This is a genomic window from Aeromonas sp. Y289-2, assembly GCF_027705925.1.
Classification (GTDB): Bacteria; Pseudomonadota; Gammaproteobacteria; order Enterobacterales; family Aeromonadaceae; genus Aeromonas; species Aeromonas veronii.
Genome location: NZ_JAPDCH010000010.1, coordinates 81594 through 107706 on the forward strand (window position 1 = coordinate 81594; position 26113 = coordinate 107706).

Here is a 26113-nt window from a genome sequence, read left to right on the forward strand (position 1 = left end):
GGGGGATCAGAGTTTGGCGAGGCGCTTGAGGCGGGCCAGTCGCTCCCCCTCGTTGGCGCTGAACCAGCGGTCCTGTGACAGCAGAAACCAGGCGCGGGAGAAGTATTCCGCGGCCAGCGGATCGTCCAGCACCAAGGCATTCTCCCCCAGCTCCTCGAACAGATAACCATCCTCAGGTTCGCCAGCCTCGGCCATATCGGCCTTGAGTTGGTGCAGCTCTGCCAGTGCCTGCTGGTGCTGACCCTGGGCCCGGGTCAGGCGAGCCAGACTCCAGCGAGCGATAAACGCCTTGGCCGGCTGGTTATGTTGCAGATGCCAGGCCAGACACTTCTGCTGCTGGATTTTCGCCTCATCAAAGCGGCCCAGTTCGAACAGGGTCCAGCCCTGATTGTTGTAAAGGGGGGCCAGCCAGCCACGCACCTTCTCGTCACTGCTGCGTTCCGCCAGCTCCATCGCCAGTTGATGCCAGCGGCTCTGCTCTTCCAGCGGTGCGGCGATGGCGATCATGTGAGCGGCGTCGATGGCGAGATAGGTTTCTTTCTCCTTGAGCCCCCATTGCCAGGCTTGTTCAAACAGCGGTTTGGCACTGGCTTTGTCGCCCGCCGAGTTAAAGGTGCGGCCTCGTTCCAGCAGGGCCCTGATCCGCGCTCTGGGGGTTTTATCGGTGAGGCGAGGCGCTATCTCGTCGAGCAGCTGATGGGCTTCGGCAAACTGGCGCTGCAGCGAATGGGTGCGGGCAATTTGGGTCAGCAACTCCAGTTCGAGCTGCAGGTCGGCGGCGGCGCGCGCTTCGGGAAGAAGGGTGTGAAAACGCAGGGCGCTGGCGGCGGGATCCTGATAATCCCACAGCGCCATGAAATCGGGCGGATTGTCCATTTGGCCTCCTTGCTGGTTATCCTGTCACCAAGATGCCTGCAGGCCATTGTTTGTACAAGGGGTGCCCGTCACAGAGCGCCCCTTGCATCATGCTAAGTGCTGTGGCCGGTTGGTCAGTAGACCATGGCCAGGCTCATCAGCATCAGACCGAGGGCGGCAAAGGCCCCCTCCTTGATGGCGAGCCGTGGCACCAGCGCCTTGGGCAGGGCCGGAAACAGGCTCAGGGCAAAGCCAAGGCCCGGCATCAACCAGTGGAATGCTGGATCGCGCAGGGTGGGATCGGCGGCACCGTTGATGATGATCAGTAAAATAAACAGGGTGAAGGCGGGGAGGATAAACCAGCGTACCCCGCCGGCGGCGACCGCCCGCAGCGGCGAAATGCGATAGAGCAGCATGGTCACAAGGAACAGAACAAAAGGGGCCAGCAGATAGAGCGGAGCGGGGTTCATAACATCTTTCCTGAAAACTGATCGTCAAAAAACCGGGTGTCCGGTGCAAGAGGCGCGGGATTTAATCACTCTTCGCAGGTAATCACCAGCAGTCCGGGTCCGGGCTGTGAAGAGGATCCCGGATAAAAGTTTGCTAGCGCACTCTTAGTGCAACCAGAACCAGGCTGCAGCAAATCCCAGCCAGCTCAGCACCAGCAATATCCAGGGCAGGGGATGCTGATGGCTTACTTCAACCAGCTCCAGCTGATCGTCTTGTTCTTCGGTTTGGGGCGCGCCCTGTGGCTGCCTGGCTTTGGCCTGCAATTTCTTCTGGCGGCTCGCTTCACGGGCCCGCGCCTTCATCTGTTTCTTGTATTCGTCGATGCCTTTCTGGATCCCTTGCGCGATAAGCTGGGTCTGTTCCTTGGTCTGCCCCGGCTTCTGGTTGGCACGGGCAATTTTCATCGCCTCCTGCTGGGTCTCGGGGGAAATCTTGTCGTACTTGGCCATCAAATCATCTCCTCGGGCATGGCTGGCTGGGGAGTATGCCATAAAGGCGCGTCCGGGTGGCGTCTCCTTGGTGCGGGAGGGGAACAAGTGAGTGACAGCTCAACAAAAAACCTGACAAATCAGCAGGAAGCCGGATGTTGGGCCGAAGATCACAATTAGCAGAATTTGTGAGTCATCGATGAAAAACGGTCATCTGTTGTTTGTTATATTGGCGCCCGACCCGCTGGACAGGGTTGATAAATAACAAAACAATCAAGGTGATATGGAAATGAATAATAACTTTATCAAAGGCGGCGTGGCACTGGCCGTGCTTGCTGCACTGACTGGCTGTAATACCTCGACCAATGACACCGTTGCACCCTGCACCGAAAATGTCTGCAAACTGACTATCCTGCACACCAACGATACCCACGGCCGTTTCTGGCACAACGCTGAAAATGAGTATGGTATGGCTGCCCAGAAGACTCTGGTCGAGCAGCTGCGTGCCGATGCCAAGGCTGCTGGCAGTGACGTACTGGTTCTTTCCGGTGGTGATGTGAATACCGGGGTGCCGGAGTCCGATCTGCAGGACGCCGAGCCTGACTTCATGGCGATGAACAACATTCGCTACGATGCCATGGCGGTGGGCAACCATGAATTCGACAATCCCCTCAGCGTACTGGAGAAGCAGCGCAAGTGGGCCCAGTTCCCCATGCTCTCGGCCAACATCTATGACAAGGCCAGCGGTAAACACTACTTTGACCCCTACAAGGTGTTCAAGCTGGAGAGCGGTCTCAAGGTTGCCGTACTGGGTCTGACCACCGAGGATACCGCCCAGCTGGTTGATCCCAACAACGTGCAGACCCTGGAGTTCCGCGATCCGACCAGCGAGGCGGCCAAACTGGGCCAGCAGATCCGCAGCAACAAGGAGGCCAATCTGGTCTTCGCCATCACTCACATGGGCCATTACGAGAATGGTCAGCACGGCAGCAATGCGCCGGGCGATGTAGAGATGGCTCGTGCACTGCCGGCAGGGACTCTGGATGCCATCATTGGTGGCCACTCCCAGAATCCGGTCTGTATGGAGCCGGGCACCACCAACAAGTACGCCAATTTCAAACCGGGTGATAACTGCCAGCCAGATCAGCAGAACGGTACCTGGATCATGCAGGCTCACGAGTGGGGCAAGTATGTGGGCCGTGCCCAGTTTGAGTACCAGAATGGCAAATTGACCCTGACCAGCTATGACCTGATCCCGGTCAACCTGATCAAGCGCAACGCCAAGGGCGAGGCGATCGATGCCAACGGCGCCGTGACCAAGGATCCAGCCAAGATGCAGTTCGTACAGGACGAGATCACCAAGGATCCCGAGCTGTATAACACCCTGCTGGGTTATCAGGAGAAAGGTCAGCAAGAGTTGAATGTCGTCATTGGCTCGGCAGATGGCTTGCTGGTTGGTGATCGCAACTCGGTTCGCAACAAGCAGACCAACCTAGGTCGCCTCATCACCACTGCGACCAGCAGCAAGCTGGGTGTCGACTTTGGTATCGTCAACTCAGGCGGTGTGCGCGACAGCATCCCGGCCGGTGATATCACCTACCGCAGCGTGCTGCTGGTGCACCCGTTTGGCAACACGGTCAACAAGGCTGTCATGAAGGGAAGCGATCTGGCGACCTATCTGGGCCAGGTGGCAAGCAAGACTCGCAATACCGGTGGTTATGCCCAGTTTGGCGGTATCAACATGGCGGTAGATTGCCAGGCCAAGAGCGTCAATATCACCAGTATCGGTGGCAAGGCGTTTGATCCGGCAGCAACCTACAGCTTCGCGATCCCGAGCTTCAGCGCCTCTGGTGGTGACGGCTATCCGAAGATCGATACCATCAATGCCGGCTTGGTGGATGCAGCCGTGCTGAAAGAGTTCATCGAGATCAAGAAGGTGATCAACGTGGCCGATTATCAACCGTCCAATGAGGTGACCTATCTGAATTCAACATCTGCCGAAGGGTGTAACTAAGAGCTGTCGATTCGGTATCGTCACAACAGTAGTCACACTCTGCTGTCATCTTAAAAAAATCCCCAGGCATTACCTGGGGATTTTTTCGAACCGTTACTGAATTTTCCTGTCTATTGCATCACATCATGGTGACACGCACTTTCTGAGCTGTTCGTGTCTCGTCAGGCTTGCAGCCAGCTTTCGATGCTGCGCTGGATGCCAGCATCGTCCAGACCGAGCAGGGCATAGATCTCCTGCTGGGTGCCCTGTTCGACGAAGCGATCCGGCAGGCCGAGGTTGAGCACCGGCTTGCACTGTTTGCTGCGCATCAGCAGTTCGTTCACCGCCGAACCGGCGCCGCCCATGATGGCGTTGTCTTCGATGGTGACGAAGTGATCGTGGCTAGCCGCCAGCGACAGCACCAGCGCCTCATCCATCGGCTTGACGAAGCGCATATCCACCAGGGTGGCATCCAGTGCTTCGGCCGCCGCTTTCGCGTGGTGCAGCAGGGTGCCAAAGGCCAGAATAGCTGTGCCTTTGCCCTCTCGAATAATGCGTCCCTTGCCAAGCTCCAGTGCCTGCATCTCTGACGAGATGGGCGTATCGCTCAGGCTGCTGCCGCGCGGGTAACGTACTGCGGCAGGGCCCTGATGGATATAGCCGGTATAGAGCATCTGGCGGCACTCGTTCTCATCAGATGGCGTCATCACTACCATGTTGGGCACGGTGCGCAGGAAGCTGATGTCGAACGCCCCCTGATGGGTCGGGCCATCGGCGCCCACCAGACCGGCCCGGTCGATGGCGAATAGCACCGGCAGATCTTGCAGCGCTACGTCGTGGATCACCTGATCGTAGGCGCGCTGCAGGAAGCTCGAATAGATAGCCACCACCGGCTTCTTGTCGGCGATGGCAAGACCCGCAGCGAACGTGACTGCATGCTGCTCGGCAATGGCCACATCGAAGTAGCGATCCGGATACTGCTGGCTGAATTTCACCAGCCCGGAACCTTCGCGCATGGCGGGGGTGATGCCAACCAGCTTCTCGTCTTTGGCAGCCATGTCGCACAGCCACTGGCCAAAGATGGCGGAGAAGGTGGGTTTGGCACCGCTTGCCTTGGGTAGGGAACATTCGTCCGGATTAAACTTGGGCACAGCGTGATAGCCGATGGGATCTTTCTCTGCTGGCTCGTAACCCTTGCCCTTCTTGGTCTTGACGTGCAGCAGCTGCGGGCCCTTGAGGTTGCGCATGTTGCGCAGGGTCTCGACCAGCGCCTCGATATCGTGACCGTCGATGGGGCCGATATAGTTGAAGCCGAACTCCTCGAACAGGGTGCCGGGCACCACCATCCCCTTGAGGTGCTCTTCGGCCCGCTTGGCCAGCTCCTTGACCGGCGGCAGACCCGCCAGCACCTTCTTGCCACCTTCGCGGATGGTGGTATAGAGCTTGCCGGACATGACCCGGGCCAGATGGTTGTTCAGCGCCCCGACATTCTCGGAGATGGACATCTCGTTGTCGTTGAGGATCACCAGCATGTCTTTATGGACATCGCCGGCGTGGTTGAGCGCTTCAAAGGCCATCCCTGCGGTAATGGCACCGTCACCGATCACCGCCACCACCTTGCGACCCAGCCCTTCACTCTCGGCGGCGACCGCCATACCGAGCGCCGCACCGATGGAGGTGCTGGAGTGGCCGACGGAGAGCACGTCATACTCGCTCTCGCCACGCCAGGGGAAGGGGTGCAGGCCATCCTTCTGCCGGATGGTGTGGATCTGGTCACGGCGCCCAGTCAGGATCTTGTGGGGATAGGCCTGATGGCCCACATCCCAGATCAGCCGATCGAACGGGGTGTTGTAGACGTAGTGCAGGGCGACGGTCAGTTCGACCGTGCCGAGACCGGAGGCAAAGTGTCCGCTGGAGCGGCTGACTGAGCGCAGCAGATATTCGCGCAGCTCGTTGCACAGCACCGGCAGCCGATCTTTGGGCAAGGAACGCAGCTCGACCGGAGTGTCCGCGAGGGCCAGGTTGGGGAAATTGCTAATATCAACGCTCATATTGTTACTGTTATCCAGCGTTTAGTGGGTTCGCTCGATGATGTAATCGGCAAACGCTTCCAGAATGTCGGTATTGTAGGGCAAGGATTGCAGGGCTGTTAAGGCTTTCCCATGCAGTTCGCGAGCCAGCTCACGGGCATTTTCGAGTCCGAGCAGGGCCGGATAGGTACTTTTCTCCAGCGCCAGGTCAGAACCTTGTGGCTTGCCCAAGGTGGCGGTATCACCTGTGATGTCAAGGATGTCATCCTGCACCTGAAAGGCGAGGCCAATTGCGGCGGCATAGGTTTGCAGGGCAGCCAGCGTGGCGTCATCGACATCGGCTTTGCACAGGGCGCCGAGCGCCACGGCACATTCAATCAGTGCACCGGTCTTGTGGCGGTGTATCTGCTCCAGTTCGGCGAGCGAGATCTGGCGCCCTTCGGCCTGCAGATCCAGCGCCTGGCCGCCACACATACCCAGATAGCCGGAGGCGCGGGCGAGGGTACTCAGCATCCGCACCCGGTTGGCCATCAAGGTATCGGGCATGGGGTGATCGGCCAGAATGGAGAAGGCCAGGGTCTGCAGCGCATCACCGGCCAGAATGGCGGTGCCTTCGTCAAACGCCTTGTGAACGGTTGGCTGACCACGACGCAGGTCGTCGTTATCCATGGCGGGCAGGTCATCGTGCAGCAGGGAGTAGGCGTGGATGCACTCCACGGCAGCCGCGGGGCCATCCAGCAGTTCGCTCTTGACGCCCAGCATCTCGCCGACCGCGTAGACCAGAAACGGGCGAACCCGTTTGCCGCCCAGCAGCAGGCCATAACTCATGGCATCGCGCAGACGCGGCGCCATGGCGGGCAAGGATTCAAGTTGTGCTGACAGACAGTCGTCAATACGCTGACGATGCAGACGGGAAAAATGGTCCAGCGCCACTCACTCCTCTCCTTGTTCTGGCTGGAAGGGGGCGAGCTGGTCACTGCCATCGGCTTGACTGAGCAGGATCTGGATCTTCTGTTCGGCCAGTTCCAGCTTCTGCTGACCGGCCCGAACCAGATGAACGCCCTGCTCGAACTGCTTGAGTGCCTCTTCCAGGGGTAGGGAACCTTGTTCCAGCTGATGAACGATGGTTTCCAGCTCTTCCAGAGTGGCATCAAAACTCAGACGGTCGATTTTTTTACTGGCCATGTCCATCCTCGGGGATTGAAAAAAACGGCTTATATTAACATCGACCGTCCACAGGGGGGAGGCAGAAAAGCATTGCCCTCTCAAACTCTCGCTAAACTGGCCGATAATGAGCCATCATTCTCAGTGGATGCATGCTTGCCGCATGGGTCGCAATAGCAGAAAATTCAACAGACTATAAATAGACATAAGAACCGGTGACAGGAGTAGGGACGTGGATCTAGGCAGTCTGATAGGGATAGTGCTGGGTTTCGGGGTGGTGGTGTACGGCATGCTGCTGGGTGGCCCCATGAGCATGTATGTGGATATGCCATCGGTCTACATCACTGTATTGGGCTCAATCTTCATCGCCATGATGAAGTTCAACCTTGGCCAGTTCCTGATGGCATTCAAGGTGGCGGGCAAAGCCTTTATGTACAAGGGCGACAAGCTTGAAGACCTGATTACCAAAGCCGTTGAACTGGCTGACGCGGCTCGCAAAGGGGGCTTTCTTGCGCTGGAGGCCGCAGAGATCCCCAATGCATTTATGAAAAAAGGGATCGATATGCTGGTGGATGGTCACGATGCCGAAGTGGTGCGCGCCGTGATGGAAAAGGATATCGACCTGACAGCCGAGCGCCATGTCATTGCCATCAAGGTCTTCCGTACCCTTGGGGATCTGGGCCCTGCCATGGGGATGATAGGTACGTTGGTGGGTCTGGTGGCCATGCTGGCCAACATGAGTGACCCCAAGTCGATCGGGCCGGCGATGGCGGTGGCCTTGCTTACCACCCTGTACGGTGCGATAGAGGCCAATATGTTGGCGATCCCGATTGCCGACAAGCTGGAGCTGCGCAGCGGGGAGGAGAAGCTCAGTCGTACCCTGATCCTTGATGCCATTATGGGGATTCAGGATGGCCAGAACCCGCGGGTGATCCAGTCCATGCTGCAAAACTATCTGAACCAGTCCAAACGTAATACTGGCACCGAATAGGGGGCGCTATGTCTGATTGCAAGTGCCCGCCACCAGGTCTCCCTGGTTACATGGGAACCTTTGCCGACCTGATGTCGCTGTTGATGTGCTTCTTCGTGCTGTTGCTCTCCTTTGCCGAGATGGATGTGCAGAAGTTCAAACAGATAGCCGGTTCCATGGACAAGGCATTCGGGGTACAGAACATCCTTGAGGTGAAAGATATTCCCAAGGGAACCTCGGTGATTGCCCAGGAGTTTAGGCCCGGTCGCCCGGAACCCACGCCAATTGATACTGTGATGCAGCAGACTATCGATCTGACCCAGACAGAACTGGAGTTTCTGCCCGGCGAGTCGGATCAGGCCGGTGGTCAGGACAAGAGTGATGGCAAGCAGACGGGGGGCGATACCGCGCAGGATGCGAAGAAGGCGCAAGAACAGTCCAATACCCTGGCCAAAGCACTCGCCGAGCAAATGAAAGATCAGATCCAGGATGGTGCCATCGAAATTGAAGCGTTGGGCCAGCAGATCATCATCCGGATCAGGGAAAAAGCATCTTTCCCGGCCGGTTCGGCATTTCTGCAGCCACAGTTCTGGCCGGTCATTCGCAAGGTAGCGACCCTGCTCAAGGATGTGCCGGGTGAAATCACCATCTCCGGTCACACCGACAACGTGGCGACCGAAGATGAGCTGTTCCAGTCCAACTGGGAGTTGTCGTCGCAACGGGCGGTGGCGGTGGCGCACCAGATGCTGAAGGTCCCCGGTTTTGATCAGGGGCGACTGGTGGTGCAGGGGATGGCGGACTCCCAACCATTGGTGCCCAATACCACCCCGGAAAATCGTCGGATGAACCGGCGGGTCGAGATCGCCATCATGCAGGGCAAACCGACCGTTTCGTCCCCCATTTCCGTACCGGAAGGGAAGTAAGCGAAGGGAATGTCGATGACGCAAGTGGGATCTGCATCAGGGGGCTGACGTGGATTTTGTGTTGGCTTCATATTAAGATGCCTCATCCGAACCGATTGCTGCGGCCTCCTTGCAGATGGCCGCAGTTTCTATTTTCAAGCAACCCAGGTTTCGACTATGAATCATACTCCGATGACTGTTCGCGGCGCTGAGAAGCTGCGCGAAGAGCTCGATTATCTCAAGACCGAGCTTCGTCCCCAGATTATCGAAGCGATTGCCGATGCCCGTGAGCACGGTGATCTGAAGGAAAACGCCGAATACCATGCCGCTCGCGAGCAGCAGGGGTTCTGTGAAGGCCGCATTCAGGAGATTGAAGCCAAGCTCTCCAATGCGCAGGTGATCGATGTCACCAAGATGACCAACAACGGTCGCGTGATTTTTGGCGCGACGGTGACTCTGCTCAAGAGCGAGACAGAGGAAGAGGTGGTCTACCGCATCGTGGGTGACGATGAGGCTGATATCAAACAGAACCTCATCTCTGTCAACTCTCCCATTGCCCGCGCCCTGATTGGCAAGGAAGTGGACGATGTCGCTATCGTCAAGACGCCGGGCGGTGATGTGGAATACGAAGTACTGGAAGTCGCTTACATCTAAGCGAATGCTACAGACGATGAAACAGGGGGGCTGGCGCTCCCCTGTTTGTCTTTATCTATATGATTATTGATAAAAATCAGGACAGATACGCCTCGGTAAATGCGTCCTGATGACGCTGAAACAACCAGTGGCGCAGCCGTTCGATGTTGCTCTCGCTCATTTGAAAGCTCAGTGCCCAGGTGGCATGGTCGGCATTGGCTTTGATGCGCCTTACCAGTCGTCCCTGCAGTGGAAGAGGGGCCTCTTGCTCGATGCAGAGCTCGCCGTTGATGGGGGTATCGGCCACCATGTCGGTTGGCAAATTTTCCACGATGAGGCCGTTGAGGGAGAGGCTGAGTACCTGAAACAGGCCCAGCTCGCTGCAAAGTTTGGCTTTTTGTGTGAGACGCCAGGCGCGCGGTTGCGCAAATCCCAGCTCCCTGATGACCGGTGCAGATAACCGGGGCTCGACGAAGCCATCTTCCCCTTGGGTAAAGCTCAGGGGAAAACGCAGCTGATGGCCTGCGAAGCGGGCTTCGAGTACAAGGTGTTCGGCTTTTTGCAGCAAGCCAAGCATGGGGGCATCGAGGTGACCACTCAGAACATGGGTGTCCTGATTGCTCCCCAAGTCCCGCAGCATGGCCAGCTCATCGTCGGTCAGAATAGGATGGTGAGCCATAATGCGTGTCCGGAAGTATTCATCGCAGGTTAAGGGCTTTGCGACTACTTTGGCAAGCGACTCGGGAAGAAGTGGAATAAGGAAAGAGCGATGCTCTTTCCTTTTACTTGCGGGGCAGCTGGATTTTGGGTTCGTTGGCTTGACGATAAATGGTCAGCACATGACCCATGCTTTGCACCTTGATTGAACCGGTTTCACGGACGATAGCATCCATAACCAGTTGTTTCATTTCGCGATCTTCAGAGGCAACCTTAACCTTGATCAGCTCGTGATGGTTCAGTGCCAGATCGATCTCGGCCAGTACACCTTCGGTCAGACCATGCTGACCCAGCAGGACGACAGGCTTGAGGCTATGGGCAAGGCCCTTGAGGTACTGTTTCTGTTTATTGTTGAGAATCATCGCAATTTCTTCATAAGTCAGGGTTGAAAGGGGCGTATTCTACCCCCACTTAGCCCTTAATACTAATAACCCTTGTGGTTTTTTAAAGTCGATTATCATGACCCAGAAAAAACGTTCCCCCAGTTCAACTCGCTGGTTAAAAGAACATTTCGACGATCAATACGTCAAAAAAGCCCAGAAAATGGGCCTGCGTTCTCGTGCTGTTTTCAAGATTGACGAGATCCAGGGCAAGGATCGCTTGCTGAAACATGGCATGACCGTAGTGGATTTGGGAGCAGCCCCCGGTGGTTGGTCCCAGTTCGCGGTTGAACAGGTTGGTGATTCGGGTCGCGTCATCGCATGTGACATTTTGCCGATGGATCCCATTGCTGGTGTCGATTTCCTGCAAGGAGACTTTCGGGAGGAAACTGTACTCGGCGCCTTGCTGGAGCGAGTGGGCCCCGACAAGGTCGATGTCGTGATGTCTGATATGGCGCCCAACATGAGCGGTACCCAGCAGGTGGATCAGGCTCGCGCCATGTATCTGGTCGAGCTGGCGCTGGACATGTGCAATCAGGTATTGCGTAGTGACGGCAGTTTCGTAGTGAAGGTGTTTCAGGGAGAGGGCTTTGATGCCTATCTCAATGAAATTCGTAAACTTTTCTCCGCTGTCAAAATTCGTAAACCAGACTCATCCCGCGCCAGATCACGGGAAGTCTACATTGTGGCTACCGGTTTTAAACTGTAGTACCCTAACCTTCATCGTTAACTGTCAGTCTGCGAGGTTACTGATTTGAGTGACATGGCGAAAAACTTAATCCTGTGGCTGGTCATCGCCGTCGTTTTGATGTCGGTGTTCAATAGCTTCAGCCCCAGCGATACCACCAGTCGCCAGCTGGACTATTCCAGCTTCGTTAAAGAGGTGACCCAAGAGCAGATCCGTGAAGTGCGGATGGACGGTAAGGTCATTAATGGCGTCAAGCGTACTGGTGAACGATTCACCACCATCATCCCTGCGCCGGATCCCCAGCTGCTCAACGACATGCTCAATCACAATGTCAAAGTGATGGGTGAGAAGCCGGAAGAGCCGTCTCTGTTAACCTCTATCTTCATCTCCTGGTTCCCGATGCTGCTGCTGATCGGTGTCTGGGTCTTCTTCATGCGTCAGATGCAGGGCGGTGGTGGCAAAGGTGCCATGTCGTTCGGCAAGAGCAAGGCTCGCCTGATGAGCGAAGATCAGATCAAGACTACCTTTGCCGACGTTGCAGGTTGTGATGAAGCCAAGGAAGAGGTGAAGGAGCTGGTCGACTATCTGCGCGACCCGAGCAAATTCCAGAAACTGGGTGGCAAGATCCCGACCGGTGTGCTGCTGGTTGGTCCTCCCGGTACCGGTAAGACCCTGCTGGCCAAGGCCATTGCGGGCGAGGCCAAGGTGCCGTTCTTCACAATCTCTGGTTCCGATTTCGTGGAGATGTTCGTCGGTGTCGGTGCCTCCCGGGTGCGTGACATGTTCGAACAGGCCAAGAAATCTTCCCCCTGCATCATCTTCATCGATGAAATTGATGCGGTCGGTCGTCAGCGTGGCGCCGGTCTGGGTGGTGGTCACGATGAACGTGAGCAGACCCTTAACCAGATGTTGGTCGAAATGGATGGTTTTGAAGGCAATGAAGGCATCATTGTCATTGCTGCCACCAACCGTCCTGACGTACTGGATCCGGCACTGCTGCGTCCGGGCCGTTTCGACCGTCAGGTTGTCGTCGGTCTGCCGGATGTCCGTGGTCGCGAGCAGATCCTGAAAGTGCACATGCGCAAAGTGCCGTTGGCGGATGACGTCAATCCGGCGCTGATTGCCCGTGGCACCCCCGGTTTCTCCGGGGCGGATTTGGCCAACCTGGTCAACGAGGCAGCCCTCTTCTCTGCTCGTGAGAGCCGCCGAGTGGTCTCCATGGCCGAGTTCGAGAAGGCCAAGGACAAGATCATGATGGGTGCGGAACGTCGCTCCATGGTGATGAAAGAGTCCGAGAAGGAGATGACGGCTTATCACGAAGCCGGTCACGCCATCATTGGTCGTCTGGTCCCTGATCATGACCCGGTTTACAAGGTCTCCATCATTCCGCGCGGTCGTGCGCTGGGTGTGACCATGTATCTGCCGGAGCAGGATCGCTGGAGCCACTCCAAGCAGCATCTGGAGTCGATGATCTCCAGCCTGTATGGCGGTCGTCTGGCAGAAGAGCTGATCTACGGTGCCGAGAAGGTATCGACCGGCGCTTCCAACGACATCGAGCGGGCGACCGAGATTGCACGCAAGATGGTGACCCAGTGGGGTATGTCCGAGCGTCTCGGCCCAATGCTCTACGCGGAAGAAGATGGTGAAGTATTCCTCGGTCGCAGCATGGCCAAGGCCAAGCACATGTCCGACGATACCGCTCGCGTTATCGATGCCGAAGTCAAGCAGGTCATCGACCGCAACTACGCCCGTTCCAAGCAGATCCTGCTGGATAACATGGACGTGTTGCACAGCATGAAAGATGCGCTGATGAAGTACGAAACCATCGATGCCAAGCAGATCGATGATCTGATGGCGCGTCGCGAGGTTCGTGCTCCGAGCAACTGGCATGACGAGCACGGTGATACCCCGCAAGGCGGTTCCACCGTGGCTGCCGAGGCCAAGCCTGCCGATGAGGCTGCACCGGTGGCGGATGTCACTATCGACAAAGCCAACGACGCTCCGGCCAAATAATTGTGACTCTCCAAACCCCGGGCTTGCCCGGGGTTTTTCTTTATCAGATGGACGTGAAAATGCAGTTAACCAGCAAGGGGCTCAGCCTCTCCCTCGATCGTCCCCATGTGATGGGGATCCTCAATGTGACGCCCGACTCCTTCTCTGATGGCGGTAATTTCAACCAGTTTGAACGGGCAATGGCCCATGCGCGCCAGATGGTCTCTGACGGTGCGACCCTCATCGACATCGGTGGCGAGTCAACCCGCCCTGGTGCGCCCGATGTGAACGAGCAGGAGGAGCTGGACAGGGTCATTCCTGTTGTGGAGCAGATGGTTCGTGAGCTGGATGTGATGATCTCCCTCGATACCTCCAAAGCGGCTGTGATGCGGGAGGGTTGCAAGGCAGGTGCCCATCTGATCAACGATGTGCGGGCGCTGCAAGAGCCTGGAGCGCTGCAGGCCGCGGCCGAAGCTGCTGTTCCTGTCTGCCTGATGCACATGCAAGGTCAGCCGCGAACCATGCAAGTCGAGCCGCACTATGACGACCTGATCGGGGAGGTACGCGCCTTCTTTGATGAGCGTATTGCGGCTTGTCTGGCGGTCGGGATCCGTCGTGAAGAGCTGTTGCTGGATCCGGGATATGGCTTTGGCAAAACCCTTGCCCACAACTATCAGCTGTTGGCGGCTCAAAAGGAACTGCTTGATTATGGCTTGCCGCTATTGGTGGGGATGTCGCGAAAGTCTATGATAGGCAACCTGCTGGGCCGTCCGGTGGATGAGCGTCTGGCGGGCAGTCTGGCATGCGCCCTTATCGGCATGCAGCATGGGGCCCGCATCATCAGGGTACACGATGTACGGGAGACCATGGACGCATTGCGCGTCGGTTGGCTGGCAATGACGGGACAAGATTTTATTTCCAGATAATAAAGAGAACAGACAATGGCAAGAAAGTATTTCGGTACCGATGGTGTACGCGGCAAGGTTGGCGAATACCCGATCACCCCTGATTTTGTAATGAAATTGGGTTGGGCTGCCGGCAAGGTGCTCTCCAAGAAGGGCACCAAAAAGGTGCTGATTGGCAAAGATACCCGAATCTCCGGTTACATGCTGGAATCCGCGCTGGAAGCGGGGCTCTCCGCGGCAGGCCTTAAAGCCATTCTGATGGGGCCCATGCCCACGCCGGCGGTTGCCTACCTGACTCGCACTTTCCGTGCCGAAGCTGGCATCGTCATCAGTGCTTCCCACAACCCCTTCTACGACAACGGCATCAAGTTCTTCTCCGCCGACGGCACCAAGCTGCCCGATGATGTCGAGCTGGCTATCGAAGCCGAGCTGGATCACGAGCTCAAGTGTGTCGAGTCGGCCGAACTTGGCAAAGCGGTGCGCATTGATGATGCCGCCGGTCGCTATATCGAATTCTGCAAGAGCACCTTCCCCTCTCACATGAATCTGGATGGGGTGAAAATGGTGGTCGATTGTGGTCACGGTGCCACTTACCACATTGCGCCGTCGGTTTTCCGCGAGCTGGGTGCTGAAGTGATCACCATGGGCTGTGCCCCGGATGGTCTCAACATCAACGATGGTGTCGGTTCGACTGCACCTGACGCTCTGGTTGCCAAGGTACTGGAGTGCAAGGCCGATCTGGGGGTTGCCTTTGATGGTGATGGTGACCGTCTGATCATGGTTGACCACACCGGCTATCTCATCGATGGTGATGAAGTGCTCTATATCATCGCGCGCGATGCTCTGCGCAATGGTCGACTCAAAGGCGGTGTCGTCGGCACCCTGATGGCCAACATGGGTCTGGAGCTGGCGCTGCAAACCCTGGGTATTCCGTTTGCCCGTGCCAAGGTGGGTGACCGCTATGTGCTGGAGATGATGGAAGAGAAGGGCTGGCGTATTGGTGGCGAGAACTCCGGCCACATCATCTGCCTGGATCAGACAACTACGGGTGATGGCATCGTCGCCGCCTTGCAGGTGCTTACCGCCATGCGCAGTGCCGAGATGCCGCTGGCCAAGCTGCGCTCCGGCATGAGCAAGTTCCCGCAGGTGCTGGTGAATGTTCGTTTTGCCGAAGGCAAGGATCCGCTGGCCGCGGATGCTGTCATGGCTGAGGTTGCCAAGGTGGAACAGGAGCTGGCTGGCCGTGGTCGCGTACTGTTGCGTAAATCAGGTACCGAACCGCTGATCCGGGTCATGGTCGAAGGGGAGCATGAACAGCACGTACGTGACATGGCTCAGCGCATCGCCAAGCAGGTTGAATCGGCGTTTTAATGAACAACCAGGGCGGCTTTTTAGCCGCCCTGGTTGTATCTTGTTCAAACGATTCAAAAATTTAAAAATAGCACTTGTCAGCTGAGCATCCTCTGGATATTATCAGCCCCGCTTTCGCAAGGGAGTTGTCGATGGGATATCGCAAGCCGTTTGTAGCAGCCAACTGGAAGTTGCACGGTAGTAGGTCGCAGTTAGAGCAGTTTACGGGTCAGTGTCTAAACGGCGTTGACGGAAAAGTAGATGTGGTTCTATGTCCTTCCCATGTGCATCTCGATTTTAGCGCTTCACTGCTCAATGAGCAGAAGGTAATAAAGTTGGGGGCTCAGAATGTGAGTCAGCACGCTACTGGCGCTTACACTGGAGAAATCTCGTGTCGGATGCTGGTTGAGGCAGGGTGTCGTTACGTATTGGTAGGGCACTCCGAGCGCAGGCGTCTCTTTGGTGAGACCAGTTTTATCGTCGCAGAGAAGTTTGCGGCAGCCAGAGCGGCAGGCTTGATTCCCATCCTCTGTTTAGGTGAATCAGGTGCGGCGAGGCAGGCGAGAAGAGCCTTCGAGGTGATCGCTGAAGAGCTGGATATAGTCATAGAGAAAAATGGCGCGATGGCTTTCGATAATGCTATCATCGCCTACGAGCCGATTTGGGCTGTAGGTACAGGTAAATGCGCCACACCCGAGCAGGCACAAGAGGTTCATTCCTTTATACGCGGTCGCTTGGCGGAGGATACTCCGGTAATAGGTGAGAAAGTTAGAATCATCTATGGTGGGAGCGTAACGCCGAGCAACGCGAGAGATTTGTTTGCACAGCCCGACATTGATGGCGGACTGATTGGCGGAGCAAGCCTCGATAGCGATGCGTTTTTAGGAATTGTTGAAGCGGCAAAGGGTGCAAGTTAAATGTACGAGATTCTTTTAGTCGTTTATCTGCTGGTTTCACTGGCTCTGATTGGTCTGGTGATGATTCAGCAAGGTAAAGGGGCTGATATGGGCGCCTCCTTCGGCGCAGGGGCATCGAACACAGTATTCGGCTCCGGTGGTTCAGGCAGTTTCCTGACCCGAACAACAGCAATTTTGGCTACTCTGTTTTTCGTTATCAGCCTGGTGCTTGGATCTATGTCCAGCAACAAGGTAAAGCAGGGTAGTGAATGGGAAAATCTGCAACAAACCCAACAGGTTGAGCAGACCAAAGCGCCAGTGAAGAAAGATACTGACGTTCCCGAGTAAGAGTTTTGCCGTGGTGGTGGAATTGGTAGACACGCTATCTTGAGGGGGTAGTGCTCTAGGGTGTGCGGGTTCGAGTCCCGCCCACGGCACCAATTAAGCAGTGAGCTCGGGAAACCGAGTGTATTATAGCCAGTCAGTCTTGTATCGAGAGAGTGAAGTGGCTATAATCTCGCACGATTTCGGACGCGGGGTGGAGCAGCATGGTAGCTCGTCGGGCTCATAACCCGAAGGTCGTCGGTTCAAATCCGGCCCCCGCAACCAAATTTCACGCATTTCCTACGCTCAGGAAGGCGGTCGCTGCGAGGCGACAATCAGGGTAAAGCGCCAAGCCCCGATTTGACATCGGGGCTTTTTGTTATGTGCAATTTACTCTGAATCGATATCTATCTGGGCTTTATGCCCTTTTTTTGTTTTTCGGAGGGTGACTTTGGCTACGTTGGAACAACGTTTGACCGATCTGCTCGAGGCTCCGGTCGTTGCCTTGGGTTTTGAACTTTGGGGTATTGAGTTTATCCGTGCGGGTAAACACTCCACCTTGCGTGTCTATATCGACGGCGAGCAGGGTGTGACTGTCGAGAACTGTGCTGAGGTCAGCCATCAGGTTGGCGCCATCATGGACGTCGAAGATCCCATCACCGAGGAGTATTACCTCGAGGTATCCTCCCCCGGTCTGGATCGTCCCCTGTTCAAGGTTGCCCATTTCGAAAAATACGTTGGCCAAGAGGCGGCGGTAACGCTTCGGATGGCAACAAACAACCGCCGCAAGTTCAAAGGCGTAATCAAAGCTGTGCAAGGCGACATGATCACCCTGACAGTAGATGGTAAGGACGACGTGTTGGCTTTCACCAATATCCAAAAAGCGAACATAGTGCCGAACTTTGGTTAACGAGGCTATCGGATATGAATAAAGAGATTTTGCTGGTCGTTGACGCAGTATCCAACGAGAAAGCGGTACCCCGCGAGAAGATCTTCCAGGCTCTGGAAACCGCGCTGGCGACTGCGACCAAGAAGAAATATGAAGGCGAGATTGAAGTTCGGGTCGAAATCGATCGCAAGACCGGTGACTACGACACTTATCGCCGCTGGGTAGTCATTGCGGATCAAGCCGCGATGGAGAACCCCTATGCTGAAATCACCCTGGAAGCGGCACAAATTGATCAGCCGGAGATCCAGATCGGTGAGTATGTTGAAGACCAGATCGACTCTGTAACCTTCGACCGTATCACTACCCAGACCGCCAAGCAGGTTATCGTGCAGAAAGTGCGTGAAGCCGAGCGTTCACAAGTAGTTGATCAGTTTAAAGATAAAGAAGGCACCATCATCAGTGGTGTGGTCAAGAAGAGTAACCGCGACAACGTCATCCTGGATCTGGGCAGCAATGCTGAAGCCGTGATCTTCCGTGATGACATGCTGCCGCGTGAAACCTTCCGCCCGGGCGACCGTGTCCGTGGCCTGCTCTACGCAGTACGCCCGGAAGCTCGTGGTTCCCAGCTGTTTGTCAGCCGTTCCAGCCCGGACTTCCTGAAAGAGCTGTTCCGTATCGAAGTACCGGAGATCGGTGAAGAGATGATCGAAATCATGGGCGCTGCCCGTGATCCGGGTTCCCGCGCCAAGATCGCGGTGAAGACCAACGATCGTCGTATCGACCCGATTGGTGCCTGTATCGGCATGCGTGGTGCCCGTGTGCAAGCTGTCTCCGCCGAGCTGAGCGGTGAGCGCGCCGACATCGTGCTGTACGATGACAACCCGGCCCAGTACGTAATCAATGCCATGGCGCCTGCCGATGTGGCCTCCATCATCGTTGATGAAGACAACCACACCATGGATATCGCCGTGGAAGCTGCCAACCTGGCTCAGGCCATCGGTCGCAATGGTCAGAACGTGCGTCTGGCCTCCCAGCTGACTGGTTGGGAGCTGAATGTGATGACCGTTGAGGACATGCGTGCCAAGCACCAGGCCGAAAACGACCGCATCATGAACCTGTTCACCAGCACCCTGGACATCGACGACGATTTCGCCGGTCTGCTGATGGAAGAGGGCTTCTCTACCCTGGAAGAGATCGCCTTTGTACCGGTCAACGAGCTGCTGGCTATCGACGGTCTGGATGAAGACATGGTCGAAGAGCTGCGCAAGCGCGCCAAAGATGCCCTGACTACCAAGGCACTGGCCAAAGAAGAGTCTTTTGATGGCGTTGAGCCGTCCGAAGAGCTGCTCAATCTGAACGGTCTGAGCCGCGAACTGGCTTACGCTCTGGCGGGCCGTGGCGTGGGCACCCTGGAAGATTTGGCTGAGCAAGGTATCGATGACCTTGCTGATATTGAAGGGCTGACTGCCGAGAAGGCAGGTGAGCTCATTATGGCTGCTCGCAATATCTGTTGGTTCGGAGAAGAGCAGTCCGAGTAAGATCAAACGGAGGAAAATGAATGGCAGAAGTATCAGTCAAACAACTTGCCACTGACATCGACACACCGGTTGATCGTCTTCTCCAGCAGTTTGTCGATGCCGGTATCAGCAAGAGCAAGGCCGACGACATGGTCAGCGAGTCTGAGAAACAGGCTCTGCTGGCACACCTGAAGAAACAGCATGGAGGTGACGAGGTCGCCGCTCCTGCCCGCATGACCTTGCAGCGCAAGACCAAGAGCACCATTAGTGTTCAGGGGACTGGCGGCAAGAACAAGGAAGTGCAGGTAGAAGTACGCAAATCTCGCACCTATGTAAGACGCTCGGCGCTGGAAGATGAACAGCGTCAGGCGGAAGCCGAGGAAACAGCGCGTTTGGAAGCAGAAGAAAAAGCTCGTCGCGAGGCCGAAGAGAAGGCTCGCCTCGAAGCTGAAGAGAAGGCTCGCCGTGAGGCTGAGCAAGCTCGTCGTGAAGCTGAGGAAAAGGCGCGGATCGAGGCACAATCAAAGGCTCGACAGGCTTCACAGCCCGCCAAAGCAGCCAGTAGCACAGCTCAGCAAGAGGCAGAAAAGATGGCCAAGCGCGAAGCAGAAGAACTGAAGCGCCAACAGGAACAAACAGCTTTGAAAAAAGCTGAAGAACTCGCCGCGAAGAAAGCCGAAGAGGCTCGTCTCATGGCGGAACAGAACGCAGCCCGCTGGGCCGAAGAAGAGGCCGCTCGCGCCAAAGAGAGCAGCGACTACCATCTGACCACCAACAAGCATGCGCAAGCCGCAGAAGACGAGTTGGATCGGAAAGAAGAGACCAGCCGCCGCACTGCCGCAGCTGCCAAGGCACCGAAGAAAGCCGGTCGTCGTGAAGATGATCGCGACTCTCGCAACCCGCGTGCCCGCAAAGGCAAGCGCGGCAAGGTCGCCATGCCGAACGCCATGAAGCACGGCTTCAACAAGCCGGCTGCCGTGGTGAACCGCGACGTCGTCATCGGCGAGACCATCACTGTGGCCGAGCTGGCCAACAAGATGGCCGTCAAGGGCGTTGAAGTCATCAAGGTGATGATGAAGATGGGTGCCATGGCCACCATCAACCAGGTGATCGACCAGGAGACCGCTCAGCTGGTCGCCGAGGAGATGGGTCACAAGGTTGTGCTGCGTCGTGAGAACGAGCTGGAAGAGGCGGTACTGTCCGATCGTGACGAGACCTCCGAAGCCAAGCCGCGCGCACCGGTCGTTACCATCATGGGTCACGTTGACCATGGTAAGACCTCACTGCTCGACTACATTCGTAAAGCCAAGGTTGCTGCTGGCGAAGCCGGTGGTATTACCCAGCATATCGGTGCTTACCACGTCCAGACTGACAGTGGCATGATCACCTTCCTGGATACCCCGGGTCACGCGGCGTTTACCTCCATGCGTGCTCGTGGTGCCAAGGCGACCGATATCGTTGTTCTGGTTGTTGCAGCTGACGACGGCGTGATGCCGCAAACCATCGAAGCTATCCAGCACGCCAAGGCTGCCGGTGTGCCGCTGGTTGTTGCGGTCAACAAGATCGACAAGCCTGAAGCGGATCCGGATCGCGTCAAGACCGAACTGGCCCGTTACAACGTCATGTCCGAAGATTGGGGTGGAGACTGCCAGTTCGTGCACGTGTCCGCCAAGTCTGGCGAAGGCATCGACGACCTGCTGGAAGCCATCCTGATCCAGGCTGAAGTACTGGAACTGAAAGCGGTGGTTGACGGCATGGCCAACGGCGTCGTGATCGAATCCTTCCTGGATAAAGGTCGTGGTCCGGTTGCTACCGTACTGGTTCAAGAAGGTACTCTGCGTCAGGGCGACATCGTTCTGTGTGGTCTCGAGTACGGCCGTGTTCGCGCCATGCGTGACGAACTGGGTCGCGAGATCAAGGAAGCGGGCCCGTCCCTGCCGGTGGAAATCTTGGGTCTGTCCGGCGTTCCCTCTGCCGGTGACGAAGCCACCGTTGTCCGTGACGAGAAGAAAGCCCGTGAAGTGGCGCTCTATCGTCAGGGCAAGTTCCGCGAAGTCAAGCTGGCTCGCCAGCAGAAGGCCAAGCTGGAAAACATGTTCGCCAACATGACCGAGGGCGAAGTGTCCGAAGTGAACGTGGTGATCAAGGCCGACGTACAAGGTTCTGTGGAAGCGATCTGCGATGCGCTGGTCAAACTCTCCACCGACGAAGTGAAGGTGAAGATCGTGGGTTCCGGCGTAGGTGGTATCACCGAAACCGACGCGACCCTGGCTGCTGCTTCCAGCGCCATTCTGGTTGGTTTCAACGTCCGTGCCGACGCATCTGCGCGCAAGGTCATCGAATCCGAGAGCCTGGATCTGCGTTACTACTCCGTTATCTATGACCTGATCGACGAAGTGAAGCAGGCTATGAGCGGCAAGCTGGCCCCTGAGTATCGTCAGGAGATCATCGGTCTGGCTGAAGTGCGTAGCGTCTTCAAGTCTCCGAAGTTCGGCGCCGTTGCCGGCTGTATGGTTACCGAAGGTGTGGTCAAGCGTTCCAACCGTATCCGCGTTCTGCGTGACAACGTGGTCATCTATGAAGGCGAGCTGGAATCCCTGCGTCGCTTCAAGGATGACGTCAACGAAGTTCGCAACGGCTACGAGTGTGGTATCGCGGTCAAAAACTACAACGACGTACGCGAAGGCGACCAGATCGAAGTTTACGAGACTGTTGAAATCCAACGGACTCTGTAAGCCGAGAGTTAGACAAAATAGGGGGCCGCGGCCCCCTTTTATCGCAGGATAGAATATGGCCAGAGAATTCAGCCGGACCCGTCGGGTCGGACAGCAGATCCAGCGTGAAATTGCGCTGATCCTGCAGCGCGAGGTGAAAGACCCGCGCATCGGCATGGTGACTGTTTCCGATGTGGAAGTGTCCCGTGACCTCAACTATGCCAAGATTTACGTCACCTTCTTGCAGCTGGAAAATGATGCCGAGCGCATCAAGGAAGGCTTGCAGGGTCTGACCGAAGCAGCCGGATATATCCGTAGTCTGCTGGGCAGTGCCATGCGTCTGCGCGTGGTGCCCGAGCTGCGTTTCTACTACGACCAGACCCTGGTCGAGGGGATGCGTCTCTCCAACCTGGTGACCAACACTGTGCGTGAAGACAAGCGTCGCATGGCCGAATCCGGCCGTGACGAAGAAGCTGAATCTGCACCGGATGACACGACTGAGGATAAAGCCTGAGATGACCCGAAGACGTCGTTTCAAGGGCCGTGATGTGCACGGCATTCTGCTGCTGGACAAGCCGACCGGCCTGACCTCCAACGATGTGTTGCAGAAGGTCAAGCGCATCTACAATGCCGCCAAGGCCGGTCACACCGGCGCACTGGATCCGCTGGCGACCGGCATGCTGCCGATCTGCCTCGGCGAGGCCACCAAGTTCTCCCAGTATCTGCTGGAAGCGGACAAGCGCTATGAGGTGACCGCCAAATTGGGCGAGCGCACCAACACCAGCGACTCCGACGGTGAGGTGGTCTCCACCCGTCCGGTGAACGTGGCTGTCGGTACCCTGATCGAGGCGCTGGACCAGTTCCGCGGCCCCATCATGCAGGTGCCCTCCATGTACTCCGCGCTCAAGCACAACGGCCGTCCGCTCTACGAATATGCCCGCGAAGGCATCGAGATCGAGCGAGAAGCCCGTCCCATCACCGTATTCGAGCTCAAACTGCTGAGCTTTGAAGGTGATGAAGTGCGCCTTGAAGTGCACTGCAGCAAAGGCACCTACATCCGCTCTCTGGTGGATGATCTGGGTGAAGTGCTGGGCTGTGGTGCCCACGTGACTCAGTTGCGCCGTACCCAGGTGGCCAGCTATCCGTATGAGCGGATGCTGACTCTGGAGCAACTCGAGTGCATCTTCGAGCAGGCCAAGGCCGAGAGCATCCCGCCGCGCGAGCAGCTGGATCCGCTGTTGTTGCCGATGGATACCGCCGTGGCAAGCTTGCCCGAGGTGAACATGCTGGCTGTTGTGGCTGCCTATGTGAATCAGGGCCAGGCCGTGCAGGTGGCAGGTGCGCCGCAAAGCGGTCAGGTTCGCATGACGGTCGGCCCGGAGCGCGAGTTCATCGGGGTTGGCGAGATTGATGATGATGGCCGCGTCGCTCCCAAGCGACTGGTGCGTTATCACGACGAGGAGTGATCCTCAGGCGGTATCAGAACGTCTTTCCCGTTTCGCCTCTTTATCGTTGCGAAAAGGGGCGGGGACGATTATGATACCGCCCTCATTTCACGGCTGAATTAGAGATTGGCTGTGAACCTTTAAACACTCTACTGGAGTATTACCATGTCTCTAAATGCTGAGATCAAAGCTCAAATCGTTGCTGACAACGCTCGTTGCGCAAACGACACCGGTTCCCCCGAAGTGCAAGTTGCCCTGCTGACTGCCCAGATCAACCATCTGCAAGGTCACTTCAAAGAGCACTCCAAGGACCACCACGGTCGTCGCGGTCTGCTGCGCATGGTTTCCCAGCGTCGTAAGCTGCTGGACTACCTGAAGCGTAAAGATTCCGAGCGTTATGCTGCTCTGATCGCCAAGCTGGGTCTGCGTCGTTAATCGACCATCAGATTTCGCGAAAAAGGGGAACCGTCAGGTTCCCCTTTTTTATTGCTCTTCAAGCCGTTGCCTGCCTCACAGAATTCGCGTCACCGCTTACCTTTTGCATCGAATCAAGTATACTTGTGCGCGAATTTAAAGAGCCAAATTGTAAAAAGGAAATTCACGTGAATCCTATTGTAAAGTCATTCCAGTACGGTCAACACACCGTCACTCTGGAAACCGGTGTGATGGCCCGTCAAGCCACTGCGGCCGTTATGGTCAGCATGGACGATACCTGCGTATTTGTGACCGTAGTCGGCAAGAAAGAGGCCGATCACGGCCGTGATTTCTTCCCGCTGACCGTCAACTACCAGGAGCGTACCTATGCTGCTGGTCGTATCCCGGGTGGTTTCTTCCGTCGTGAAGGCCGTCCGAGCGAAGGTGAGACCCTCATCTCCCGTCTGATCGACCGTCCTATTCGTCCGCTGTTCCCGGAAGGCTTCCTCAATGAGGTTCAGGTCGTTGCGACCGTAATGTCCGTGAATCCGGCCGTATCCCCCGACATCGTTGCCATGATCGGTGCCTCTGCTGCACTGGCCATCTCCGGTATCCCGTTTGGCGGCCCGATCGGTGCTGCTCGCGTGGGTTACATGAATGGTCAGTATGTGCTGAACCCGACCACCACCGAACTGCCGCAGAGCGATCTGGATCTGGTGGTTGCCGGTACTGCCAACGCGGTACTGATGGTTGAGTCCGAAGCGGCCATCCTCTCCGAAGAGGTGATGCTGGGCGCCGTGGTATACGGTCACGAGCAGATGCAGATCGTGATCAATGCGATCAACGAGTTTGCCGCTGCCGTCGGCACCAAGCCGTGGGACTGGACTCCGCCTGCCGTCAACGAAGCGCTGAAAGCCAAGGTTGCCGAGCTGGCAAGCGCCGAACTGGGTGAAGCCTACCGCATCACCGAGAAGGCTGTTCGTTACGAAACCATCGCTGCCATCAAGGGCCGTGTGGTTGAGCAAGTTATCGCTTCCGGCGTGGAAGAAGATGCCAAGAAGATCGGCGAAGAGTTCCACAGCCTGGAAAGCCGCATCGTTCGTGGTCGCGTAGTACGTGGTGAGCCGCGTATCGATGGTCGCGATCCGGAAATGATCCGCGCCCTGAGCGTAGGTACCGGTATTCTGCCCCGTGCTCACGGTTCTGCCCTGTTCACCCGTGGTGAAACTCAAGCCATCGTGGTGGCCACTCTGGGTACCGAGCGTGACGCCCAGAACATCGACGAGCTGACCGGCAACCGTGCCGATCGCTTCATGCTGCACTACAACTTCCCGCCATACTGCGTCGGTGAGACCGGCATGATGGGTAGCCCGAAGCGTCGTGAAATCGGTCACGGCCGTCTGGCCAAGCGCGGCGTTGCCGCCGTGATGCCGAGCGCCGCCGAGTTCCCGTACGTGGTGCGCGTGGTGTCTGAAATTACCGAGTCCAACGGCTCCTCCTCCATGGCGTCTGTCTGTGGTTCCTCTCTGGCGCTGATGGATGCCGGTGTGCCGATCAAAGCCTCCGTTGCCGGTATCGCCATGGGTCTGGTGAAGGAAGAAGAAGGTTTCGTCGTGCTGTCCGACATTCTGGGTGACGAAGATCACCTGGGCGACATGGACTTCAAAGTAGCCGGTACCACCGAAGGTGTGACCGCGCTGCAGATGGACATCAAGATCGAAGGCATCACCAAAGAGATCATGGAGATTGCTCTGAAGCAAGCTCGTGGCGCTCGTCTGCACATCCTGAAAGTGATGGACGAAGCTATCCAGGCTCCCCGTGCCCAGATCTCCGATTTTGCACCGCGTATCCACACCATCAAGATCAATCCCGAGAAGATCAAGGACGTGATCGGTAAGGGTGGTTCCGTGATCCGTGCGCTGACCGAAGAGACCGGCACCAACATCGAGCTGGATGATGACGGTACTGTACGTATCTCCGCCGTGGCCAACGAAGCCGCCATGGAAGCGATCCGTCGCATCGAGGCTATCACCGCCGAGATCGAAGTGAACCGCATCTATGAAGGTAAAGTAGTTCGTCTGGCCGATTTCGGTGCATTCGTCAACATTCTGCCGGGCAAAGATGGTCTGGTACACATCTCCCAGATCACCGACGCTCGCGTGCAGAACGTGGCTGACCACCTGACCATCGGTGACGTAGTCAAGGTGAAGGTACTGGAAGTGGACCGTCAGGGCCGCGTACGTCTCTCCATCAAGGAAGCGAACGCCCCGACCGAAGCAACAGCACCTGCTGCTGACGCCGCTCCGGCCGCTGAAGAAGCGCCTGCTGCTGAGTAATCTGCTCGCCTGATACCGGATTGGTTCCGGTTGATGTAAAAAGTCCGGCTCCCCAATGGGA

Annotated in this window: 25 protein-coding genes and 2 tRNA genes; 19 read left to right on the forward strand and 8 right to left on the reverse strand. The window is 56.8% G+C overall.

The features are described 5' to 3' along the window. Positions 1 to 6: 6 nt before the first annotated feature. The 3 genes from OKC43_RS15140 to OKC43_RS15150 form a co-directional block, all read right to left on the reverse strand. The gene (locus tag OKC43_RS15140; RefSeq protein ID WP_236271692.1) at positions 7 to 876 is read right to left on the reverse strand and encodes a hypothetical protein; all 870 of its coding nucleotides are present in this window, start codon (positions 874 to 876) and stop codon (positions 7 to 9) included. Between the two features lie 113 nt (positions 877 to 989). Beyond that, positions 990 to 1325, reverse strand: coding sequence for a hypothetical protein (locus tag OKC43_RS15145; protein WP_005335280.1), 336 nt, complete (start codon positions 1323 to 1325; stop codon positions 990 to 992). A 144-nt stretch (positions 1326 to 1469) separates the two neighbouring features. After that, positions 1470 to 1814: a DUF2956 domain-containing protein gene (locus OKC43_RS15150; RefSeq protein WP_005349520.1), complete on the reverse strand. Its 345-nt coding sequence runs from the start codon at positions 1812 to 1814 to the stop codon at positions 1470 to 1472. A gap of 268 nt (positions 1815 to 2082) precedes the next feature. On the opposite strand from OKC43_RS15150, the gene ushA reads away from it, so the two are divergent. After that, positions 2083 to 3807 (forward strand): bifunctional UDP-sugar hydrolase/5'-nucleotidase UshA, encoded by a 1725-nt coding sequence (ushA, locus tag OKC43_RS15155; RefSeq protein WP_236271693.1) that lies wholly within the window; start codon positions 2083 to 2085, stop codon positions 3805 to 3807. 161 nt (positions 3808 to 3968) lie between these two features. Here the strand turns inward: ushA and dxs are convergent, their stop codons facing one another. The 3 genes from dxs to xseB are packed head-to-tail and all read right to left on the reverse strand — an operon-like array spanning position 3969 to position 7001. Further along, positions 3969 to 5837, reverse strand: coding sequence for a 1-deoxy-D-xylulose-5-phosphate synthase (gene dxs / locus OKC43_RS15160; protein ID WP_236271694.1), 1869 nt, complete (start codon positions 5835 to 5837; stop codon positions 3969 to 3971). Between the two features lie 21 nt (positions 5838 to 5858). Next, entirely contained in the window at positions 5859 to 6749 is an 891-nt protein-coding gene (gene ispA / locus OKC43_RS15165; RefSeq protein ID WP_270659429.1) for a (2E,6E)-farnesyl diphosphate synthase, read from the reverse strand. Further along, positions 6750 to 7001 (reverse strand): exodeoxyribonuclease VII small subunit, encoded by a 252-nt coding sequence (gene xseB / locus OKC43_RS15170; RefSeq protein ID WP_005338838.1) that lies wholly within the window; start codon positions 6999 to 7001, stop codon positions 6750 to 6752. 211 nt (positions 7002 to 7212) lie between these two features. Between xseB and pomA the strand changes: the two genes are divergently transcribed. From pomA to greA, 3 genes are all read left to right on the forward strand, one after another. Beyond that, positions 7213 to 7971 (forward strand): flagellar motor protein PomA, encoded by a 759-nt coding sequence (gene pomA, locus OKC43_RS15175; RefSeq protein WP_005349525.1) that lies wholly within the window; start codon positions 7213 to 7215, stop codon positions 7969 to 7971. A gap of 8 nt (positions 7972 to 7979) precedes the next feature. Beyond that, on the forward strand, positions 7980 to 8873 hold the full coding sequence (locus tag OKC43_RS15180) for a flagellar motor protein MotB (RefSeq protein ID WP_103250974.1): 894 nt from the start codon (positions 7980 to 7982) through the stop codon (positions 8871 to 8873). Between the two features lie 156 nt (positions 8874 to 9029). Next, complete coding sequence (greA, locus tag OKC43_RS15185; protein WP_005338833.1) at positions 9030 to 9506, forward strand: transcription elongation factor GreA; 477 nt, start codon at positions 9030 to 9032, stop codon at positions 9504 to 9506. A gap of 76 nt (positions 9507 to 9582) precedes the next feature. On the opposite strand, the gene OKC43_RS15190 is transcribed toward greA, so the two are convergent. Beyond that, entirely contained in the window at positions 9583 to 10164 is a 582-nt protein-coding gene (locus tag OKC43_RS15190; protein ID WP_043822834.1) for a hypothetical protein, read from the reverse strand. Positions 10165 to 10267: 103 nt separating this feature from the next. Next, positions 10268 to 10564, reverse strand: a complete 297-nt coding sequence (gene yhbY, locus OKC43_RS15195) for a ribosome assembly RNA-binding protein YhbY (RefSeq protein WP_005338829.1) — start codon at positions 10562 to 10564, stop codon at positions 10268 to 10270. Positions 10565 to 10661: 97 nt separating this feature from the next. Between yhbY and rlmE the strand changes: the two genes are divergently transcribed. The 15 genes from rlmE (at position 10662) to pnp (ending at position 26052) form a co-directional block, all read left to right on the forward strand. Continuing rightward, positions 10662 to 11291 carry a 23S rRNA (uridine(2552)-2'-O)-methyltransferase RlmE gene (gene rlmE / locus OKC43_RS15200; RefSeq protein WP_005338828.1) on the forward strand — a complete coding sequence of 210 codons (630 nt, stop codon included), beginning with the start codon at positions 10662 to 10664 and terminating at the stop codon, positions 11289 to 11291. 45 nt (positions 11292 to 11336) lie between these two features. Continuing rightward, on the forward strand, positions 11337 to 13283 hold the full coding sequence (gene ftsH / locus OKC43_RS15205) for an ATP-dependent zinc metalloprotease FtsH (RefSeq protein WP_042060094.1): 1947 nt from the start codon (positions 11337 to 11339) through the stop codon (positions 13281 to 13283). 59 nt (positions 13284 to 13342) lie between these two features. Further along, entirely contained in the window at positions 13343 to 14188 is an 846-nt protein-coding gene (gene folP, locus OKC43_RS15210; protein ID WP_236271696.1) for a dihydropteroate synthase, read from the forward strand. A gap of 15 nt (positions 14189 to 14203) precedes the next feature. Further along, positions 14204 to 15538, forward strand: a complete 1335-nt coding sequence (gene glmM / locus OKC43_RS15215) for a phosphoglucosamine mutase (protein WP_270659433.1) — start codon at positions 14204 to 14206, stop codon at positions 15536 to 15538. A gap of 131 nt (positions 15539 to 15669) precedes the next feature. Further along, positions 15670 to 16434, forward strand: coding sequence for a triose-phosphate isomerase (tpiA, locus tag OKC43_RS15220; RefSeq protein WP_236271697.1), 765 nt, complete (start codon positions 15670 to 15672; stop codon positions 16432 to 16434). Beyond that, on the forward strand, positions 16435 to 16761 hold the full coding sequence (gene secG / locus OKC43_RS15225; RefSeq protein ID WP_005338811.1) for a preprotein translocase subunit SecG: 327 nt from the start codon (positions 16435 to 16437) through the stop codon (positions 16759 to 16761). 7 nt (positions 16762 to 16768) lie between these two features. Continuing rightward, positions 16769 to 16853 (forward strand) — tRNA-Leu (locus OKC43_RS15230). A 92-nt stretch (positions 16854 to 16945) separates the two neighbouring features. Continuing rightward, positions 16946 to 17022, forward strand: a tRNA-Met gene (locus tag OKC43_RS15235). Between the two features lie 166 nt (positions 17023 to 17188). Continuing rightward, the gene (gene rimP / locus OKC43_RS15240) at positions 17189 to 17647 is read left to right on the forward strand and encodes a ribosome maturation factor RimP (protein ID WP_005338809.1); all 459 of its coding nucleotides are present in this window, start codon (positions 17189 to 17191) and stop codon (positions 17645 to 17647) included. Positions 17648 to 17661: 14 nt separating this feature from the next. Then, positions 17662 to 19164, forward strand: coding sequence for a transcription termination factor NusA (gene nusA, locus OKC43_RS15245; protein WP_005338808.1), 1503 nt, complete (start codon positions 17662 to 17664; stop codon positions 19162 to 19164). A 20-nt stretch (positions 19165 to 19184) separates the two neighbouring features. After that, positions 19185 to 21878, forward strand: a complete 2694-nt coding sequence (infB, locus tag OKC43_RS15250; protein WP_005338806.1) for a translation initiation factor IF-2 — start codon at positions 19185 to 19187, stop codon at positions 21876 to 21878. Between the two features lie 55 nt (positions 21879 to 21933). After that, the gene (gene rbfA, locus OKC43_RS15255) at positions 21934 to 22371 is read left to right on the forward strand and encodes a 30S ribosome-binding factor RbfA (RefSeq protein WP_005338799.1); all 438 of its coding nucleotides are present in this window, start codon (positions 21934 to 21936) and stop codon (positions 22369 to 22371) included. A gap of 1 nt (position 22372) precedes the next feature. Continuing rightward, complete coding sequence (gene truB, locus OKC43_RS15260) at positions 22373 to 23323, forward strand: tRNA pseudouridine(55) synthase TruB (RefSeq protein WP_005338798.1); 951 nt, start codon at positions 22373 to 22375, stop codon at positions 23321 to 23323. A gap of 144 nt (positions 23324 to 23467) precedes the next feature. Next, a complete protein-coding gene (gene rpsO / locus OKC43_RS15265; protein WP_005338797.1) occupies positions 23468 to 23737 on the forward strand; it encodes a 30S ribosomal protein S15 in 270 nt (89 codons plus the stop codon). A 167-nt stretch (positions 23738 to 23904) separates the two neighbouring features. Then, entirely contained in the window at positions 23905 to 26052 is a 2148-nt protein-coding gene (gene pnp, locus OKC43_RS15270) for a polyribonucleotide nucleotidyltransferase (protein WP_236271698.1), read from the forward strand. The last annotated feature ends 61 nt before the right edge of the window (positions 26053 to 26113 follow it).

Bases quoted from the DNA above. Each gene is read 5' to 3' on its own strand.
- OKC43_RS15140 (WP_236271692.1), bottom strand. From the start codon at position 876: ATGGACAATCCGCCCGATTTCATGGCGCTGTGGGATTATCAGGATCCC.
- OKC43_RS15145 (WP_005335280.1), bottom strand. From the start codon at position 1,325: ATGAACCCCGCTCCGCTCTATCTGCTGGCCCCTTTTGTTCTGTTCCTT.
- OKC43_RS15150 (WP_005349520.1), bottom strand. From the start codon at position 1,814: ATGGCCAAGTACGACAAGATTTCCCCCGAGACCCAGCAGGAGGCGATG.
- ushA (WP_236271693.1), top strand. From the start codon at position 2,083: ATGAATAATAACTTTATCAAAGGCGGCGTGGCACTGGCCGTGCTTGCT.
- dxs (WP_236271694.1), bottom strand. From the start codon at position 5,837: ATGAGCGTTGATATTAGCAATTTCCCCAACCTGGCCCTCGCGGACACT.
- xseB (WP_005338838.1), bottom strand. From the start codon at position 7,001: ATGGCCAGTAAAAAAATCGACCGTCTGAGTTTTGATGCCACTCTGGAA.
- OKC43_RS15180 (WP_103250974.1), top strand. From the start codon at position 7,980: ATGTCTGATTGCAAGTGCCCGCCACCAGGTCTCCCTGGTTACATGGGA.
- greA (WP_005338833.1), top strand. From the start codon at position 9,030: ATGAATCATACTCCGATGACTGTTCGCGGCGCTGAGAAGCTGCGCGAA.
- OKC43_RS15190 (WP_043822834.1), bottom strand. From the start codon at position 10,164: ATGGCTCACCATCCTATTCTGACCGACGATGAGCTGGCCATGCTGCGG.
- yhbY (WP_005338829.1), bottom strand. From the start codon at position 10,564: ATGATTCTCAACAATAAACAGAAACAGTACCTCAAGGGCCTTGCCCAT.
- rlmE (WP_005338828.1), top strand. From the start codon at position 10,662: ATGACCCAGAAAAAACGTTCCCCCAGTTCAACTCGCTGGTTAAAAGAA.
- folP (WP_236271696.1), top strand. From the start codon at position 13,343: ATGCAGTTAACCAGCAAGGGGCTCAGCCTCTCCCTCGATCGTCCCCAT.
- glmM (WP_270659433.1), top strand. From the start codon at position 14,204: ATGGCAAGAAAGTATTTCGGTACCGATGGTGTACGCGGCAAGGTTGGC.
- tpiA (WP_236271697.1), top strand. From the start codon at position 15,670: ATGGGATATCGCAAGCCGTTTGTAGCAGCCAACTGGAAGTTGCACGGT.
- secG (WP_005338811.1), top strand. From the start codon at position 16,435: ATGTACGAGATTCTTTTAGTCGTTTATCTGCTGGTTTCACTGGCTCTG.
- nusA (WP_005338808.1), top strand. From the start codon at position 17,662: ATGAATAAAGAGATTTTGCTGGTCGTTGACGCAGTATCCAACGAGAAA.
- infB (WP_005338806.1), top strand. From the start codon at position 19,185: ATGGCAGAAGTATCAGTCAAACAACTTGCCACTGACATCGACACACCG.
- rbfA (WP_005338799.1), top strand. From the start codon at position 21,934: ATGGCCAGAGAATTCAGCCGGACCCGTCGGGTCGGACAGCAGATCCAG.
- truB (WP_005338798.1), top strand. From the start codon at position 22,373: ATGACCCGAAGACGTCGTTTCAAGGGCCGTGATGTGCACGGCATTCTG.
- rpsO (WP_005338797.1), top strand. From the start codon at position 23,468: ATGTCTCTAAATGCTGAGATCAAAGCTCAAATCGTTGCTGACAACGCT.